This window comes from Acinetobacter brisouii, from assembly GCF_008993995.1.
Taxonomy (GTDB): Bacteria; Pseudomonadota; Gammaproteobacteria; order Pseudomonadales; family Moraxellaceae; genus Acinetobacter; species Acinetobacter brisouii_A.
The window spans coordinates 1-254 of sequence record NZ_BKNN01000205.1 but is presented as its reverse complement, the minus strand read 5'-3'; the positions used below and the strand labels follow the sequence as shown (position 1 = coordinate 254).

The following is a 254-nucleotide window of genomic DNA, read 5'->3' as shown; positions in this document are numbered from 1 at the left end:
AATAGACCTCTTGCGAAAGTTAATTTAAGAGCATCCAATTCACCATTCCAGCAATTAAATTCATTCTTAGACCAAAGCGTTTCCGTCTATTTCTATAGCGTTCTGTTAATATCCGAAAATGTTTAAGAATGACAAATTCTTAGGTTTCTTGATTGGAATGAGTAACTTACTCTTAATCTGATGAAATCCTTTATAGGCTAAATCTGCCATAATACAAGGATAAATGACCATCTCCTTCAAATACTTACGCGCAA

General features: G+C 33.5%; 1 pseudogene. It reads right to left on the bottom strand.

Annotation, left to right across the window (positions count from 1 at the left end):
• Positions 1-19: 19 nt before the first annotated feature.
• A pseudogene (locus GBN19_RS16385) lies at positions 20-130 on the bottom strand (IS5/IS1182 family transposase); the annotation flags it as partial.
• Between the last annotated feature and the right edge of the window lie 124 nt (positions 131-254).